Source organism: Ichthyenterobacterium magnum, from assembly GCF_003610635.1.
GTDB classification, from domain to species: Bacteria; Bacteroidota; Bacteroidia; order Flavobacteriales; family Flavobacteriaceae; genus Ichthyenterobacterium; species Ichthyenterobacterium magnum.
In genome coordinates, this window is record NZ_RAQJ01000002.1 from 375,448 (window position 1) to 392,355 (window position 16,908).

The window sequence follows — 16,908 nt, forward strand, 5'->3', positions numbered from 1 at the left end:
AAAAATTATTACAATGAAAAACCTATATATATACATCCTTTTTTTAATCTTTTCGTGTAGCTACGGACAAGAATTAAACTTACCAGTTTGGACACAGTACCTAGCCGATAACGATTTTGTAATCTCTCCTACTTATGCAGGAATTGGTGATAATTTAAAAGTTAGAGCTAACGGACTCACACAATGGGTTGGTATAAAAAATGCTCCAGACAATCAATCGTTATATGCAGATTTTAGAATAGCAAATCAATCTGGTGTTGGTATTTCACTTTATAACGATAGAAACGGAAATACGCGTCAAAAAGGAATGAAGCTTTCTTTTGCACATCATATTATTTTAGATTATACATCAAAACAATATTTATCTTTTGGTCTTTCATACAACATTAATAGTTTTAGAATTGATATAGAAAATTTTCAGCCAACAGAAGAAATTCCAATTGTAGATCCAAGTATCACAGATGATAGATCTGTTTCAAACAATAATTTTGATGTTGGTTTACTTTACCGATTTAATAGATTCTATTTAAGTTTTAATGCGAACAATTTTTTAAGTAAAGATGTTGATGACTTTGTAGGCTTTGAACCAAGTAAACTTTTAAACTACCAAGTGTATACTGGTTATGTAATTAGAAGTAAGCGTAATAAAAATGTTGAATTTGAGCCATCTGTTTTTTACCAAATGTTTAATAGTGATAAACGCTCGAGTACAGATATTAACTTTAAATACAGAAAATTTAATAGAAGTGGTGACTATTATTGGGTTGGTGGTTCATACCGTTTTTTAAATGATCAATTACTAAAGCCTTTAAATGTTGGGCCAATGGCTGGCATCATGAAAAACAGGCTTTATTTTGCGTACTCGTATCAAGTAACCATAAACGACCTTTCTGGGTTTAATTCTGGTACGCATGTCGTTACTATAGGTTTAGACTTTTTGCAAGGTATTAGTAATTGTGCATGTACAAAAGGAACAAGTTGGAGAAAATATAAGAATAATGGTAATAATTAAATGCCTTATTGTTAAACATTAACAAAATACATTTTCATTTGCCCTCTATTTTTCACTTCAAAAGTTCCTCTGTATTCGCAATCAAAATCTGATTTAATGTGTTTGTATGTTTCATCAGAAATATTTATACGTCCTGGTTCAGAATTACTTTCCATACGTGATGCAATATTTACTGTATCTCCCCAAATATCGTAAGCAAACTTTTTGGTGCCAACAACACCTGCTACAACTGGTCCTGTATTAATTCCAATTCTAATATCAAAAGTTGCGCTAGTTTTATCGTCATGTTTTGCATTAGCTACAAACTCAGCCATGTCTTTGGCAGCTAATATCATTTTTTTGGCATGATCCTGAGTTTCAAAGGGTAATCCGCCAGCTGCCATGTATGCATCACCTACTGTTTTAATTTTTTCTAGATTATACTTTTCCATGATTAAATCAAATTCAGAAAAATAGTGATCAACCGTTTCTACTAAAACTTCTGGCGGTAAATTTTCAGCATAATGTGTAAAGCCTTTAAAGTCTGAAAATAATACGGTTACTGATTCAAATTTTTTGGCTTCTACTCTACCATTTGTCTTGAGTTCGTGTGCAGTTTCCTCAGGCAAAATATTTAGTAATAAATTATCTGAACGTTCCTTTTCTGCACTAATTATTGTATTGGTTTTATGAATAAACTTATTTCTATTAAATAAACCATAAGCAAAAATGCCAATAAAAACGAGTACACCAATAGTAGACCAAAGTAGAATACGTTGAGTTTTTCGTTTTTGTTCTAGATTTTCAACTTTAAGCTCATTGCGTTCTACTTCATGATTAGCTAATTTTTGTATGTTTTCAAGATTACGAAGACTATCTCGATAAACTATATGAGTTTTGTAATACTCTAATGCTTCTTGTGAATTACCAATAAGTTCTAATAATTCAGACAATTGCAAATTGGCTTCACTTAATTGATCTTTCAAGTTATAGGTTTTTGCTAAATCTAAGCTGCGATAACCATAATCTAAAGCAGTTATGTAATCTTGTTGCTCAACATATATATCAGACATAGCGTGTAGATATACTGATATTGGGTAAAAATCTTCTATGTCTTCAAGAATTGTAATAGCTTCATTAATATTGGCTTTAGCCAATTCATGCTTGCCTTGTTTGGCATATACCATACCTGTATTTCCTTTATTATAAGCTTTCCCTACTGGATGGTTTAATAACTCGAAAAGCTTACCTGACTCATTAAAATTCTCTAGAGCTTTACTAAACTGCTTAGTTTTTAAGTACTCATCGCCTGCATTTAATAACGCTGAGGCTAAATCAAGAGTGTTTTTACTTTTTCGTAATTTCACAAGCGCTTCATCATAATATTTTTGAGCTGTTTCAGAGTTTCCAATTATTGAATAAGTATCGGCAATAGACACTAAAAGACTGCCAGCAAAATCTTCATCTTTATCAGCTTTAGCTAATTCCATACTTTTAAAATAAGCATCCAAAGCTTCATGGTATTCTCCTAATAGTTGTAAGGCATTACCTTTTTGTATATATGCAATTGATTTGTAGTTGAGAATGGTATTTATATCAAGGTTTAAATATTCAGTATTTCTTTCTGTATGTTCTATTAATAAATTGGCATAATACAGTTTTTGTTCAGGATTCGTTTCTTCTTGAATAATTGTTTTTAATATAAACCATATATTTTCATCATTACTATTTTTGTGATAAACTTGTTTTAAACTATCAACACTTGCTTGGTCATATTTGGTAAAATCCTGACTATAAATAAAGGATGCATTATATATATATGCGAAAATATATAGTACTAAAATTGTATATTTTTTCATATAAATATTCTTTAAATGCTCCATTATGCTAAAGAAATGTTTACCATTTTTTAGCTTTAAACACCTTTTCCTCTTATTTGTAATTTTGGATCTATAGGGATTTCTCGATCTCCTCTTACACCATCATCAAAGGTAATTGTATACTCACTAGCTAAATTATATTCTAAAGTATTTGTTCCTAAAATGGCAACCCATGAATCATCTCCTAATTGATAAGGAGGTTTTTCAAAAAAGCCTTCAGGAGCTCCTTCAAATTTTAAACCAGTAATAATAACTAAATTACCTGTACCTTCATCTTGAGCAGACCAACTCACTAATGTATTTGAATCTGCTATAGTATCGAATGTACTCTTATTATTTGGGTTGTCATAACCATCAGATGGTTGGTTGTCTGAAAGGTTAATATATTTTAGTGGGTTTTCTGGATCATTATGTAAACCCTTAACATCTACAGTTAGCATAATACTTATATCTTGACTCATAATAATAATGTTATAATTATAATTTTCCTCTAATTTGTAGTTTTGGATCTATTGGAAGTATCGCCGATTTTTCATCTCCTTTCGAGATATAGAAATGAATTGTATAACTATCCTCTTTATCTTTTAAATCTGGATTAACAGTTATTTCTCCATAAATCTCATTTTTATCATTCGCCTTTAAAACTTCTTTTGTGAAAAAGTTTGGATTACCAGATTTTGGGTCATGCACAACATCAACTAGATGCACATTATAACCTTTATCTTCACCTTTTTCAGTATTTAATACTATACTCCATGTTATACCATATTTCATATAGACATAGGTTAAATAGTCTTTGTTATTTGCTCCAAAAGGGCTTGTTAAACCATCAGCATCCACTAATGATACGTATTCATCTATAACATTTTCTAAATTAATGGGTTTATACTTCGCATTAAATAATGCATTGGCTTTTACAATAATAGTGATGGCTTTGTTTTCTGCTCCAACATTTATGTTAGAATTACTGATTTGTTCTTTTGTTTCCATGTGAATTATAATTAATTAATAGCTACATTAATACGCCCAATACATAATATTAGTTTAATAACACACTAACTAAAGATTATAGTGAAGTAAAATTGGGATATTACATAGAGAATTGACTATGCTATGTTATAAATGTACGAAATAATTCACACATTATAACTCAGGATTCTTCTAAGCTTATAACTTATAGATAGTTGCTATAAAAAATATTGAATGGATATACCTATGCAGGTAATTAAATAAATAGTAAATATCTTAATCTAATGTAATTACTACATTTCCTTTTTTTCTACCAGTATCTACATGACGATGAGCCTCAATTATATGTTCTAAAGCATATTCTTTATCGATAACGGTTTTTAGTTTGCCAAGCTTTATAAATTCTGACAATTCATATAAAAGAGGTTTTAACTCTTTTGGTTTGCGCATTCCAGTTGCAGAGAATTTTGCTCTTTTAGACATGATAGTATTTAGTAAAAGTGAAAAGCTTAATACTGGAGACATATAGATTCCATTTTTTGTTAATGCCTTTTTACTTTTAGATACTGAAGATTTACCAACAGCATCATAAATTACATCATAAGTGTTATGGTTTTTTGTAAAATCTTCTGTCTTATAATCGATAACATTACCAGCTCCTAGTGATTTAACTAAATCAAAGTTTGTAGCACTACAAACTGCGGTTACCTTTGCTCCTAATATTTTTGCTAGCTGAATTGCAGCTGTCCCTAAACTTCCTGAAGCGCCATTTATTAAGATATGTTGCCCACTAGTTACTTTACCTATATCTTTTAAAAAACTATAAGACGTTAATGCTCCATCACAAATTGGAGCAGCTTCTTGATGTGAAATATTTGAAGGCTTAATAGCAATAACACTATCTTCATTAACACAAACATATTCTGCATTTGCACTATTGCCAAACAGAACTTCACCAAAAACAGCATCGTTAATTTTTAGAGTTTTAATATTATCACCTAAAGCTTCAATAATGCCAGAAAAACCAGTACCTAATGATGGGTTTTTAGGTTTAGTAAGCCCTAAAAAGAGACGTCCAAATTTAGGAACTCCTTCTCGCATCATTGCATCTGCTCTAGTTACTGCTGATGCTTTAATCTTTACTAAAATCTCGTTAGACGTTGGTATTGGTTTATCTTTAGTAATAATTTCTATAACGTCTGGCGAACCGTATTTTTTTCTAATTGCTGCTTTCATTTTCCTGCTTAAAATATAAGAGTAAGACGATGTTTAAGTTATTATGTTACTTAAAATTTGCTATTAAAATTATTTAATTTAACCAAATACCTAAAAAACTGATTACAAGTTTACTTTTAAAAATTGTATAGTTTATCTTTGCTAGGCGTCGCTACTAATTTTGAATAGACTTCACTTTTCTATGCATCTGTTTTCCTTTCCTTATATCACCTTTTGCCATATAAGCATCACCTAAACCACTGTACATATCCTTTAGTTGGCGAGCATCTGGAAAAGTTGCTATGCCATGTTTAAAATGCTTAATAGCACTATCATAATCTTTATGTTTTAAATAGAATTGACCAATTCTATTTTGCCAATAACCAGAAGCATAACGCCTAGTCGATAATACTTCACTAAACTGCGTCATGAAATATTTAAAAGAATTGAAATTATCGCTACTCCAAGCTAACCATATTAGCGTGTTTTTTACACTATCGTCTATCTCTGTTGAAAGCCCAAAGCGATTTCCTCTTTCTTTAAAATAATTAGTCAAATACTCAATTCCACCTTTATTCTCATAATCTTTAATACTACTAAAATTTAATGGTAGATAATTATGATAATAATGTTTAAGACCAAAATGCATTGCTAAATAAGACAAAGACCCATGAGTTTCATCGTTGAACAACTCACTTTTATACATTAGATTCTTTGGATTCTTTTCTTGTAAAGCATTTGAAAAGGCTTCACTATAGCCAATAGAATAAATATCTTTTGTAGATCCCGCAATGTATAGATATTTTATAGTCGAATTTTCTAATGCATCAAAGGCATCAATTTCTTCATTTGAGGCAAAAGCTCCGTTAGATACTATAACAGCATCAAATATTTGTTTTTCGTGCAATATTACTGAACTTGCAAAGTTAGCAGCATTTTCCCAACCAAATAGAATTCGAGTATTGGTAGTTTTAAAATTATCATCTACATATTTAATGACTTCTTTTTCTAAAAACAGTAAAAAGTTTTCGCTATTCCTACCATATAACGAACGTCTAAGCGGATTTGTTGTTTTAATACCTACCACTATCATATCTGGAAAATAATGAGATGATCGTGTAGATTTTTGTATAGCTATACCATTTAAAAAATACCATTGTCCATCTAAAATATATAGCACTGGATATAATTTTCCTGAATCTTTATAATTGTCAGGTAAGTAAACCTGTAACTCTCTATCTTGATTTAATATTTTGGAATGAATTGTATGATTAGTCCCAATAGATATCTCAGAAGAGCCTTGCTGGGCAAAAGTATTTGCGCTGAGAAAACAGTATATTAAGGCGATAATGAATAGCTTCATTTTATATGTCTAGATTAATTATTAAAAAGCTCAAATGTAAAAACTTGGAACTCCAACTTGGTACATTTGAACTTTTTTACCATTTATTTAACTATAAACGACTACTAAAACCTTAGTAGATTATCTGTAAAGTTTTCATCAGATCGTGTTCCAAAAGGGTCTACAGAAATGTATTTAGGTAATTCATTTACAATTAATTTAATTTCTGTTTCTTCTTTATTGATGGTATTTGATTGATAATAAAGTATTGAGCTTTCCTCTTTAACAGATGATGGATGTGTAGTAAAAACACCTATTTTGATTGGTTCGTTTATAGTTATCTGCCTAGTTTCTCCACTTATTAAAGTTTCAAAACGCTTAGCTTTAATCTTAACTGTAACTTCGTAAGTTCCATTGTCTAAGGCTTTATAAAAACCGTCTTCAATTCCTAAATCATAAGTGATTACTTTCTTAAACCAATCATCAATTAAAACATGTTGCTCTTGTGGAGTTACCTTATAAATTTCATCTAACAACTCTATAGTATTAGCTTCTAGTTTGTTTATGTTACGGTGTCTATCAGTAATCGTTTTTAAAACTTTATTTACTTGACTTTCGCCAATTAAATCTCTTAAAGCCATTAAAATGGTATATGCTTTTCCGTAAGATATATAACTCTGTCCGTTTACTTTATATGCTGCTGGTTCTACATCTCCTTCATAAGATCGCCCTGTAAAATATCTGCTTCTAGCGTTTTCACTCAAAGTATACAATGCTTTTTTTCCATACATTTTTTCTAGAACAACGGCTTCAGTGTATTTTGCAAATCCCTCTACAAATAGTGAACCTCCAGCTACTGGTTTGGCAGATAAGATGTGTCCCCAATATTGATGCGCTACTTCATGTATGGTTCTTTTTGCGACTAAATTAAAAGTATCTTCATTACTTACATCAGACAAATACAGTCTGTCTTCTACCATGCTTATAACGCCTGGATGAGCAAAACCTCCAAATGGCCAGTGTGCAGGAACTTCTACAATTCTTACATGATCAAAAGCATAGGCTCCAAAATTTTCTTGGCAATAATCTAAGGTTTGTTTCACACTGTTTTCAATGTCTTTAATATTAAAATTGTGATTTGCATCATAGTATTGCTCAATTGAAACGCCTTTGTAGTTGGTTTTCTGTATTTTATATTTTGCAGAAAAATAGCCTACTGCAGGCATGATTTTATTAGTAGATTTATAATAAAAATAGCTTCTGTTATTTTCTGACCATTCTTTTATTAATTGTCCAGAACTTATTGCTGTTTGATTGTTATCTGTAGAGATAATAGTTTCAAACTTTATTTTTTCAAAATTAAAATCTTCTAATACCATATGAGCATCAGAATTATCTTTTTCTAAACGTTTTGGTAAATTTCTTTTTTGACGTTCAATCTTGTTTGTAATTTCTAAGCCTTTACTATAGCCTAAAATTGGTTCAAAGTTTCCAAAGCGATTAATATAGGTACCATTTTTTACAATTGAATTGTCTTCTTGGTAGCCTTTTAACTCTTTCTTTAATTCAAATCTAAACTTTACAGAATCATTTGGTTGCAAAGGCTTGTTAAACTGAAATAAATGTGTTCCATAAAATTTATCATGACTAACTAAATGTGCATTCTCTATCTTGACATTTTCTAACGGAATTCTTTCTGTTATAAATATTTCTGTTAATGGTTGATCACTATTGTTTTTTAATACTTGGCTAGCTATAACAGTATACATTCTCTCTTTTGGATAGATCGCTACTTCTGTTTTTACTGTTATGCGAATTGGTCGTTCTAAACTTTCATACTTCTTAAATTTTCGCTCATAGTTTTCACTAAAATCTAAATTGTCTGCAGAGGTTTCGTAATTAGAAACAATGTTTGCATTGTAAAACACCAAACTACCAGCTCCAACAAACAACAACAAACAAAGTATAAGAGCTATTTTCTGAATAGTTGCCCAACCTTTTTTTAGTTGTTTTAATTTAGAAGAAATATTGGTTACAACACCTCTATTCCAAACCTTAAATGAAATAAAGCTTAACAATAAACCTAAGGCTAACCAATATATTGAGAGGTGGTTAAACAGGTTAGAAACACTACTAAAGCCATCCATGTTGTTGTATCCAATTCTTGGCATAAATCCAAGACTTGTTAAAGGATGTTCTAATCCTAGGGTTCTAGACTTTAAGCTTAAAAACACAATTAAGCCAAAAACTCCCATACCAATATATTTACTTTTTGAAAAGCTGTTTACAAATAAGGCGATCATAGAAAACACAATCAATTGAACACCGTAATGATAATATAACGACGCATATAAGCTAAACTCAAAGTTTGTATAATCTAAACTAACTTGAAATATCATGCACATTATAATTCCAGTTGTAATTAAAATCATTGGTAATGATACTAATGCTGTATATTTTGATGTATAAAATACCCAGTTTTTTACTGGTGTTGCATCAACAATATTATTGAAGTTTATGTTGCGTTCTTTCCAAACAATTTCTGCACTATAAAAAATGATTAGAATTAAACTAAAAATTGTTAATGGATCTACAATTAAATCTATTAATTGATTTGTAAAAGGATAAACACTTACGCCATAAGCTCCACCACTAATTACGGTTGAATATAATTCTGAGAATACAATAAACAACCACATTAATAAAACCGCTATAAACGGCAGGCTTTTAAAAACACTTTTCAATTCTAATTTTAAAAGAGAAACGAAAGCCATTCTTTGCGCTTTAAAATTATGCAACCCTTTTTTTGGTTGATATGCTACTAATTTAATTTTCTCCTTTTTTTGTTTTGCTTCTTTTTTTATTTTTTTTGAACTTTTTCTAAATGAGAATAATCTATATGTTGTTAGTAACACACCAATAGAAACTAATACCCAAACAAGCCTGTTCAATAAAAACAAGCCAGAAAAAGAAAGCAACTGTGTATTTTTTTGAAAAGGTGTCCAATACTGTGTTTGCTCGAAAAATGCAGCAATACCAAATGGATCTGCTACAGCTGCAATTACCATACTTTCAGGTGATGCAGGAACAGCTTGCGCCATTAAAGGAGAATTTAAAAATATTGAACTTACAAAGTATAACATGTAAATAAATACAGCACTTACATAAGTAGCTGTGCTATTTTTTGTAAGTGTACTCACAGAAAATATGATTGTAGAGCAAATAAAAACATTTGGTAAAACCATATACAACCAAGGTTGCAAATAGGTCATCAATCGAAAATTTGCAATGCGTTCTGGATCTAAATCAAAAAAATAATTACCAAAAGCATATCCTATTAAAAAAGGTGAAAATGCTATTAGACTAAAGATAAATGTTCCTAAAAAACGGCTCCAAAAATAATGTGCTTTTTTTATTGAAGAACTATAAATTAATCCTTCCATATTGTGTTGTTTATCTCTTAGCATAGCACTAATCGCAAAAAACATGATTATAAAAACACTTCCTAAAGTAAAAAGACTTGTGTGAAAATATACTTGATAAACAGAATTAAAGTTAATGCCTTTTGGAGCAAACCCTTGTCTGCCAACAAACACACCTAATGCCAAAAACAAAATCGCGAATATTGGAAACGCTCGTTGTTTTAACTGATAAAATATTTCGAAATTAAATAATTGCTTAAACATGTTTTAAGAATTTTTTGGTTGGTTATTAAAAAGTGTAGCAAAATAAAAATCTTCCAAATTTGGTGTGATTAGTGTAAAACCTTCTTCTGGTTTTGAATTGGATAATACTCTAATTTGCGTATCTCCAGATACTAATTTTGTTGATATTATGTCAAACGCCTTTTTATAAACTTCAATGTCTTTTTTAGGAATAATTTTAGTCCAAATCTTACCTTCAATGCTTGCAACCAATTTTGTTGGATTTCCTTCAGAAATTATATTTCCATCAGAAAGGATAGCCATTTTTGGACATAAGTTTCTCACGTCTTCAACAATATGTGTAGACAAAATAACAATGACATTTTCTCCTATTTCGCTAAGTAAATTTAAAAAGCGGTTACTTTCTTCGGGATCTAAACCCGCAGTTGGTTCGTCAACAATAATAATTTGCGGATTAGCCAATAAGGCTTGAGCAATTCCAAAACGCTGTCGCATACCTCCAGAAAACGTATAGACAGATTTTTTTCTGTGTTGATATAAATTTACTTGCTGTAATAATGCAGTAACCTGCTCTTTACGCTCTTTTTTGTCTAGTATTCCTTTTAAAACTGCTAAATGATTCAGTAATTTTTCTGCTGAAATCTTTGGGTAGACGCCAAACTCTTGTGGTAAATAACCTAAATGTTCTCTTATATATTCTGGATTTTGTACAATATCAGAATCATTAAAAGTGATACTTCCAGAAGAGGGTTCTTGTAAAGATGCAATGGTTCGCATTAATGATGATTTTCCTGCGCCATTAGCGCCTAATAAACCAAACATACCATTGGTTATTTCTAAATTAATTCCTTTTAATGCTTTTACTCCGTTTGTATAAGTTTTGCTTAGATTATTGATTTTTAGAATATTCATAACTGTTTGTTCTTTATTTGATGTATTAATTATCTAAAGCGTCTCTTAGCATTCCATGAATTACTATTTGATGTTTTTAGTTTAATTCTGATTTGTGTGTTACTTAACGTTCTCATAATTATTGTTTTATTATTAATTTAGAGCAAACATAAAGTGATTTAGAAGTGGTTTCTAATTAACATGACAAATGAAGTTTTTATAAAGTCATACATAGCAAAAAATAACATCAATAGTGTTCATCCAAAAAATAGTCGTGTTGGTAAGCAAAATAGTAGTGTGTGTCAATTTTCTTGTTCAAACATTATAACATAACTACTTTTGGACTATGATTAAGTTTCTAAAAAAATACAAGGCTTTTCTTATTGGGTTTATTATTATCATTCCAATATTTTACATCTTAGACTCCATTGGTTTAATTCTGCTTCCAGAAGAAAGAACTTATGAGATTATTATTTACGCCATCATTTGGGGCGTTTTAATAGCTCTACCAATTCATAATTTCAACTATTTAAAAAGAAAGAGAAAAATGGTATTAAAGGTTCTTTATTTAATTGCTCTCTTTTTTATTGCTTTATTAGTAGATAGTTATATGAGTATGCCAGACAACCCAATAACTTTTATCCTTTTAATAGTATTTTGGTTTGGGTTTGCTTATATATTAATTCCAAAGTTTATCAAAAAATATTGGAAGTTAATTACGCTTATTTACGCACCATTATTTCTTTACTTTATCTATTTAAGACTTTTTTCTGGAGGTTTAGAAGCGTATTTAAAAATCAAAGAAGATTTCCCATTCTACTCATTCTTTTTACCAATACCTATCTTATTTCTTGTTTGGCTTTTTGAACAATGGAAATGGATTCAAAATTTAAAAGCTGAAAAAGCTAAAACAGAAATATCGTTATTGAGGTCGCAAATTAATCCGCATTTTTTCTTTAATACATTAAATAATCTTTATGCACTTACAATTAAAAATTCAAAACAAGCACCAGAAGTTATTTTAAAGCTATCAGATATGATGCGCTATACCATTTATGAAGGAGAAAAGGAAACTGTAAAAATCCTTGATGAAATTGACTATTTACATAATTATATAGAGTTACACAAAATACGTTATAAAAAGTCTGTAGATATAACGTTTAATCACAGTAATATAGATCCAGGTTTAAATGTTGCTCCGTTATTGTATATAATTCTTTTAGAGAATGCTTTTAAACATGGTGTTGAAACGCTTTCAGAAAATGCTTATATTAATATCTATTTATTTGAAGACAATGACTTTATCTATTTTAAAATAAAAAACAATTTTGACCCAAAAGAGGCACAAGAGTCAAATGGTATTGGATTGCATAACCTTAAAAGAAGACTCTCTTTATTATATAAAGAAAAACACCAATTAAGTGTTGATAGAACTAAAAACACACATCAAACTACTTTAAAAATTTTAAAACATGCTTAAGTATATAATTATAGATGATGAGCCTTTAGCACATGAAATTATTGAAGAGTTTTGTAGTATGCTTCCGCATTTACAATTAAAAAAAAACTGTTATAATGCTATGGAAGCGATGCAGTTTTTAAATAGCAATACTATAGATTTTATATTTTTAGATATAAACATGCCAAAACTAAGAGGCTTAGACTTTTTAAAAACATTAACAAATCCGCCAAAAACTATTATTACCACAGCTTATAAAGAACATGCTTTAGAAGGATTTGAACTAAATGTTGTAGACTATTTACTAAAACCTTTCAGTTTTGATCGTTTAGTCAAAGCAGTTAATAAAATTACAGAAATAACACCTTTCCAAAAACCAGAAATTGTTACATCAACTCTCAATTTAAATTCTAAGAGATTCTTTTTAAAAGGAAATAAGAAACATCATCAAATTAATCCAGCAGATATTTTATTTATTGAAGCTTATGGTAATTACACTAAAGTTTTTTTAAAAGAAGAAATGATTGTTAGTCATGAAAAAATATCATCTTTCGAGAACTTATTATCACAAGAAAATTTTCTTCGAGTTCATAAATCGTTTATAGTAGCAATAGATAAAATTAAGCTCATTGAAGGTAATAGAATTCATATTAATGACCACAAAATACCTATTGGGCAAACCTACAAGAATGAAATTAATAAGCTTTATAATTCTTAATATTTGTTCATAACATAGAATTCTAACACTAAATCAACATGAAATTAGGTTGTTTTTTTTATATTCGGCAATCAAAAAATTAGTGATCCTTTTTTGTATATGAAATTAGCTATTTCCTTCTTACTCCTTTTAGTGCTGCCTTTAAGTGTTAATGCACAAAAGAACCCTGAATTGAAGTTAGACATATCTGAATTCAATTTTAAAACAACTATTGATTCTATGCTAACTAACATTGTAGCAAAAAAAGATACCATTATTCCACTTGATATTAAAGCTGAGAATTGGAAAAACACCGTTTATAATCCATATAAAAATTTAGACGTTAAATTTCCAGTACAAATAAAATTTAAAGACTCTACTTATGCCTCTCCTATTACCAGAAATAAGGTAATAACCTCACGCTATGGTTGGCGAAAAGGCAGAGCACATAAAGGGATAGATATTGATCTAATTACAGGTGATAGCCTTTTTGCTATGTTTGATGGTATTGTAAGATTTGCAAGATATAATACTGGCCATGGCAGAACAGTAATTGTAAAACACTATAATGGTTTAGAAACTGTTTATGCACATCTATCTGCTTATGGTGTAAAAGAAAACGATTCTGTAGCTAAAGGAGAATATTTGGGAAAAGGTGGTGCTTCTGGAAATGCTAGAGGAAGTCACTTACACTTAGTAATTAATTACAAAGGAATATCAATCAATCCAGAATATTTATTTGAGTTTAATGGCAAAAATAATATTAGAGCTAATGAGATTTGGATTACTAGAAAATGGACGCGACCAATTGTGCATAACTCTAAAAGACAAAGTAAAATAAAACCACTCTTAACAGAAGAAGCTGCTTTTGCTAGCTTAGTAAAAACACAATCTATATATGTTGTTAGACGAGGAGACACCTTGTCAAGAATATCAAAACGCAATAATGTAAGTATTGCTTCCTTATGCAAAATCAATGCTATAACTCGAAATTCGATTATTAAAATTGGACAAAAACTGGTAATCGAAAATTAGCTTGAATGATAAATCATCGAAGTTGATTTACTAAACTCATAAATTCTGCAACTCTATCATAGCTCAAATCATTATCCCAATGCCCTTGCTTTTTAAAATGAGAGCCAACAATCATAGCATCACAAAGCGGTAAATAGTTTGAAATATTTTCGATAGTAATTCCTGAACCAATAATTATTGGACTATCAATGTTGTCTTTAAGATGATTTAAGTCATTAATAGAAGCTGAATGTCCAGTATGACTTCCTGTAACAATTAATCCGTCAGTTAAAAAAAATGCTGCAGCTTTTGCTGTATCTAATAAAGATACATCTTGTGTAATTGCATGCGAACTATGTTTTTTCTTTATGTCTGTAAAAATTGCGATGCTAGTTGCGCTAATCTGCTTTTGATATCTTAGCAACTCACCCGCTTGAGCATCTATATAACCTTCATCGGCAACATGACCAAACACAAAGCCTTCAGCACGAATAAAATCAATACTAGCTGTTTGTGCAGCAGCTAAAGCCTCTTTGTTTGCCCCTGCAAGAATTTGCATACCAATAGGCAAATTTGTTTCCTGCTTAATTAAATAAGCAACCAAACTCATTATAGAGCTTATCTCATGGCCTACTCCATTTTTTATATACGGAATGTCATGCATGTTTTCAATTAGTATAGCATCAATACCAGCCTTTTTATAAACTCTAGCTTCTTCTAAAGCCATTTCAATAACTTGCTTGATGGTATATTTATGTTTTGGCGTTCCTGGTAATGCCTGAACATGTATCATACCTATAATTGGGTTTTTAACCTTAAATATCGATTTAAACTTTTCCATATCTTTTGCTATATCTTGTAAAATTACTTAAATTTAAAAGAGTTTTTATTTAATCTATTGTAAAGATGTCTAACAAACCAAAAATTTCTGTTATAGGTGCTGCTAATATTGATTTAATTGGCTTTTCTCAAGAAAAATTAATCTTTAAAGATTCTAATATTGGAAACCTAGAAACTGTTCTTGGTGGTGTTGGTAGAAATATTTCTGAAAATATAAAACGTTTAGGATTTGATGTAGAGTTTTTAAGTGTTTTTGCTGATGATGAGTTTTCAAAAACGTTAATAAGCTCATGCAAAGAGTTAGGCATTTCAATAGACCACAGTCTTTATCTCAAAGATAAAAAAACGTCAATGTTCGTTGCTATCATGAATCATTTTAATGATTTAGCATTAGGACTTTCTGCTATGGAAATTTATGATGACTTACCAAGTTCGTTTATATTAGACAATTTAGATGCGATAAAAGAAAGTGATTATTGTATAATAGAAACCAACTTACCAGAGTTTATATTAGACTTAGTAACGCGAGAACTGCCAGACACACGTTTTGCACTAGAAGCAGTTTCTGCAAAAAAAGCTTTAAAAGGAAAATCAATACTTAATAGATTAGATATTTTAAAATGCAATCACATTGAAGCCGAATTGTTGAGTGATATTAAAATTGAATATGAAAATGATTACGAAAAAGTCATCGAACATTTTCTAAACCTTGGAGTAAAAAAAGTATTTATAACCTTAGGAAAAGACGGTGTTGCATATGGTGATAAAAACGAAATCTTTATTCATAAAAATAAAACCATTGTTCCGGTTAATACAAATGGAGCTGGTGATGCATTTATGGCAGGCTTAGTCTATAGTGAAATAAAAGAATATAATCTTTATGATATGGTAAATTACGCATCTGCTTGTGCTCAAATAACGATACAACATAAAAATGCTGTGCATCCTGAGATTTCTGAGCAAATGGTAAAAAATACATTAGCATTATAATGAAAAACTTTTTAGATATTCATCCTAATGTGCAAAAAGCACTAGATGAAAACTTGCCCATAGTTGCGTTAGAATCTACCATAATCTCTCATGGTATGCCGTATCCTCAAAATTTAGAAACGGCTTTACAAGTAGAACAAATTATAATTGATAATGGTGCAATTCCTGCTTCAATTGCAATACTTGATGGCAAAATTAAAATTGGACTTACGCACAAAGAAATAGATTATTTAGCAAAATCTAGTAAGACAATAGTAAAAGCAAGTCGCAGAGATTTGCCATACTTAATTACAAACAAAATTGATGGTGCAACTACTGTAGCTTCTACAATGATTGCTGCTAATTTAGCTGGAATTAAAGTTTTTGCAACTGGCGGAATTGGTGGTGTACATAGAGGTGCATCAGAATCTTTTGATGTTTCTGCAGATTTGCAAGAACTAGCAAAAACTAACGTAGCTGTAGTTTGTGCGGGTATAAAAGCCATATTAGATTTAGGTTTGACTTTAGAATATTTAGAAACATTTGGTGTTCCAGTTTTAGGCTATAAAACCGATGAATTACCAGCGTTTTATTCAAGTAAAAGTGGTTTTAAACTAGATTACAGAATGGAAAATGCACATGACATTGCAACTCTTTTAAAAGCCAAATGGCAACTTGGTCTTGATGGAGGCGTTATTATTGCAAACCCTGTTCCGTCTGAAGACGAATTAGAGTTTGATGTTATGAATTCTGCTATTAAGGAAGCATTAATTGAAGAAAAGAAACTAGGTATTAAAGGAAAACAAAGCACGCCTTTTCTATTACAACGTGTAAAAGAATTAACTGACGGACAAAGTTTAGACGCCAATATTAAGCTAGTTTTAAATAATGCAAAATTAGCTGCAGAAATTGCTAAAGCATATTCATAAATTTTTCGATTATAAAAGAAGCCTTTACATAAAAATGTAAAGGCTTC

General features: G+C 30.1%; 14 protein-coding genes. 6 read left to right on the forward strand and 8 right to left on the reverse strand.

What is annotated here, in order from left to right; translation table 11 throughout:
* Positions 1–13 precede the first annotated feature (13 nt).
* Positions 14–1,012 (forward strand): PorP/SprF family type IX secretion system membrane protein, encoded by a 999-nt coding sequence (locus BXY80_RS07690; protein WP_120200851.1) that lies wholly within the window; start codon positions 14–16, stop codon positions 1,010–1,012.
* Positions 1,013–1,023: 11 nt separating this feature from the next.
* On the opposite strand, the gene BXY80_RS07695 is transcribed toward BXY80_RS07690, so the two are convergent.
* From BXY80_RS07695 to BXY80_RS07725, 7 genes are all read right to left on the reverse strand, one after another.
* A complete protein-coding gene (locus BXY80_RS07695; RefSeq protein ID WP_162843287.1) occupies positions 1,024–2,850 on the reverse strand; it encodes an adenylate/guanylate cyclase domain-containing protein in 1,827 nt (608 codons plus the stop codon).
* A 56-nt stretch (positions 2,851–2,906) separates the two neighbouring features.
* Positions 2,907–3,332: a hypothetical protein gene (locus BXY80_RS07700; RefSeq protein WP_120200683.1), complete on the reverse strand. Its 426-nt coding sequence runs from the start codon at positions 3,330–3,332 to the stop codon at positions 2,907–2,909.
* A gap of 16 nt (positions 3,333–3,348) precedes the next feature.
* Entirely contained in the window at positions 3,349–3,861 is a 513-nt protein-coding gene (locus BXY80_RS07705; RefSeq protein ID WP_120200684.1) for a hypothetical protein, read from the reverse strand.
* A gap of 255 nt (positions 3,862–4,116) precedes the next feature.
* On the reverse strand, positions 4,117–5,076 hold the full coding sequence (locus tag BXY80_RS07710; protein ID WP_120200685.1) for an NAD(P)-dependent alcohol dehydrogenase: 960 nt from the start codon (positions 5,074–5,076) through the stop codon (positions 4,117–4,119).
* 154 nt (positions 5,077–5,230) lie between these two features.
* On the reverse strand, positions 5,231–6,418 hold the full coding sequence (locus tag BXY80_RS07715) for an alpha/beta hydrolase-fold protein (protein ID WP_120200686.1): 1,188 nt from the start codon (positions 6,416–6,418) through the stop codon (positions 5,231–5,233).
* 104 nt (positions 6,419–6,522) lie between these two features.
* Positions 6,523–10,083 (reverse strand): ABC transporter permease/M1 family aminopeptidase, encoded by a 3,561-nt coding sequence (locus tag BXY80_RS07720; protein WP_120200687.1) that lies wholly within the window; start codon positions 10,081–10,083, stop codon positions 6,523–6,525.
* Positions 10,084–10,086: 3 nt separating this feature from the next.
* Complete coding sequence (locus BXY80_RS07725) at positions 10,087–10,974, reverse strand: ABC transporter ATP-binding protein (RefSeq protein ID WP_120200688.1); 888 nt, start codon at positions 10,972–10,974, stop codon at positions 10,087–10,089.
* A 325-nt stretch (positions 10,975–11,299) separates the two neighbouring features.
* On the opposite strand from BXY80_RS07725, the gene BXY80_RS07730 reads away from it, so the two are divergent.
* From BXY80_RS07730 to BXY80_RS07740, 3 genes are all read left to right on the forward strand, one after another.
* Positions 11,300–12,433, forward strand: a complete 1,134-nt coding sequence (locus BXY80_RS07730) for a sensor histidine kinase (RefSeq protein WP_120200689.1) — start codon at positions 11,300–11,302, stop codon at positions 12,431–12,433.
* The gene (locus tag BXY80_RS07735; RefSeq protein ID WP_120200690.1) at positions 12,426–13,130 is read left to right on the forward strand and encodes a LytR/AlgR family response regulator transcription factor; all 705 of its coding nucleotides are present in this window, start codon (positions 12,426–12,428) and stop codon (positions 13,128–13,130) included. The genes BXY80_RS07730 and BXY80_RS07735 overlap by 8 nt, the downstream gene beginning before the upstream one ends.
* A gap of 99 nt (positions 13,131–13,229) precedes the next feature.
* A complete protein-coding gene (locus BXY80_RS07740) occupies positions 13,230–14,144 on the forward strand; it encodes a peptidoglycan DD-metalloendopeptidase family protein (RefSeq protein WP_120200691.1) in 915 nt (304 codons plus the stop codon).
* Between the two features lie 13 nt (positions 14,145–14,157).
* On the opposite strand, the gene BXY80_RS07745 is transcribed toward BXY80_RS07740, so the two are convergent.
* The gene (locus BXY80_RS07745; RefSeq protein WP_120200692.1) at positions 14,158–14,964 is read right to left on the reverse strand and encodes a BtpA/SgcQ family protein; all 807 of its coding nucleotides are present in this window, start codon (positions 14,962–14,964) and stop codon (positions 14,158–14,160) included.
* A gap of 65 nt (positions 14,965–15,029) precedes the next feature.
* On the opposite strand from BXY80_RS07745, the gene BXY80_RS07750 reads away from it, so the two are divergent.
* Together BXY80_RS07750 and BXY80_RS07755 are read left to right on the forward strand one after the other, a co-directional pair.
* A complete protein-coding gene (locus BXY80_RS07750) occupies positions 15,030–15,953 on the forward strand; it encodes a PfkB family carbohydrate kinase (protein ID WP_120200693.1) in 924 nt (307 codons plus the stop codon).
* On the forward strand, positions 15,953–16,861 hold the full coding sequence (locus BXY80_RS07755; RefSeq protein ID WP_211328345.1) for a pseudouridine-5'-phosphate glycosidase: 909 nt from the start codon (positions 15,953–15,955) through the stop codon (positions 16,859–16,861). Before BXY80_RS07750 ends, BXY80_RS07755 begins: the two co-directional genes overlap by 1 nt.
* Positions 16,862–16,908: the final 47 nt, after the last annotated feature.

What these genes read in the sequence shown, in the direction of transcription:
- BXY80_RS07730 (WP_120200689.1), top strand. Translation starts at nt 11,300, where the DNA reads ATGATTAAGTTTCTAAAAAAATACAAGGCTTTTCTTATTGGGTTTATT.
- BXY80_RS07745 (WP_120200692.1), bottom strand. Translation starts at nt 14,964, where the DNA reads ATGGAAAAGTTTAAATCGATATTTAAGGTTAAAAACCCAATTATAGGT.
- BXY80_RS07735 (WP_120200690.1), top strand. Translation starts at nt 12,426, where the DNA reads ATGCTTAAGTATATAATTATAGATGATGAGCCTTTAGCACATGAAATT.
- BXY80_RS07695 (WP_162843287.1), bottom strand. Translation starts at nt 2,850, where the DNA reads ATGAAAAAATATACAATTTTAGTACTATATATTTTCGCATATATATAT.
- BXY80_RS07725 (WP_120200688.1), bottom strand. Translation starts at nt 10,974, where the DNA reads ATGAATATTCTAAAAATCAATAATCTAAGCAAAACTTATACAAACGGA.
- BXY80_RS07690 (WP_120200851.1), top strand. Translation starts at nt 14, where the DNA reads ATGAAAAACCTATATATATACATCCTTTTTTTAATCTTTTCGTGTAGC.
- BXY80_RS07700 (WP_120200683.1), bottom strand. Translation starts at nt 3,332, where the DNA reads ATGAGTCAAGATATAAGTATTATGCTAACTGTAGATGTTAAGGGTTTA.
- BXY80_RS07750 (WP_120200693.1), top strand. Translation starts at nt 15,030, where the DNA reads ATGTCTAACAAACCAAAAATTTCTGTTATAGGTGCTGCTAATATTGAT.
- BXY80_RS07710 (WP_120200685.1), bottom strand. Translation starts at nt 5,076, where the DNA reads ATGAAAGCAGCAATTAGAAAAAAATACGGTTCGCCAGACGTTATAGAA.
- BXY80_RS07720 (WP_120200687.1), bottom strand. Translation starts at nt 10,083, where the DNA reads ATGTTTAAGCAATTATTTAATTTCGAAATATTTTATCAGTTAAAACAA.
- BXY80_RS07740 (WP_120200691.1), top strand. Translation starts at nt 13,230, where the DNA reads ATGAAATTAGCTATTTCCTTCTTACTCCTTTTAGTGCTGCCTTTAAGT.
- BXY80_RS07715 (WP_120200686.1), bottom strand. Translation starts at nt 6,418, where the DNA reads ATGAAGCTATTCATTATCGCCTTAATATACTGTTTTCTCAGCGCAAAT.
- BXY80_RS07705 (WP_120200684.1), bottom strand. Translation starts at nt 3,861, where the DNA reads ATGGAAACAAAAGAACAAATCAGTAATTCTAACATAAATGTTGGAGCA.
- BXY80_RS07755 (WP_211328345.1), top strand. Translation starts at nt 15,953, where the DNA reads ATGAAAAACTTTTTAGATATTCATCCTAATGTGCAAAAAGCACTAGAT.